This window comes from Saccharothrix sp. NRRL B-16348 (genome assembly GCF_001280085.1).
Lineage (GTDB): Bacteria > Actinomycetota > Actinomycetes > Mycobacteriales > Pseudonocardiaceae > Actinosynnema.
The window spans coordinates 1-398 of record NZ_LGED01000108.1; the positions used below are offsets into that span (position 1 = coordinate 1).

The following is a 398-nucleotide window of genomic DNA, read 5'->3' on the forward strand; positions in this document are numbered from 1 at the left end:
CGACTCGACATCCGCCAACGGCAACGACTGGGCGGCATCCTCAACGAGTACCACCACGCCGCCTGACCAGCACGGACGACATTTTCGGCAAGCACAACGCTGCGCCAGGCCGTGAAGGACCTCAGGACCGACTTCGGCATCAACGGCGGCCCGCTGCACTGGGTGGACCACCTGCGTCCCAGGCACCACGACCGACGTCGGCACGCCGCGAAGACCCTGGCCGCCGTACCCGACGTCAGGTTGATCTTCAGTCTGATCGACAAGCCGAACGTGCCAGCCAACTCCGGAATGCACGGCGACTGTCAATGGCCATTCGTTCTTCCCCATAGACGGCCTGGAGTTCTCCCCGCTGGTGGCCACCCAGATCTCCCCAACGGCGGCCAGATAGTTCCCCGCCC

1 protein-coding gene is annotated in these 398 nt (G+C 65.1%); it reads right to left on the reverse strand.

The window, feature by feature from the left end; all coding sequences use genetic code 11:
- Window positions 1-360 (reverse strand): hypothetical protein (locus ADK67_RS53515; RefSeq protein ID WP_231648135.1); only part of this gene is annotated, 360 nt, incomplete at its 3' end.
- Window positions 361-398 lie beyond the last annotated feature (38 nt).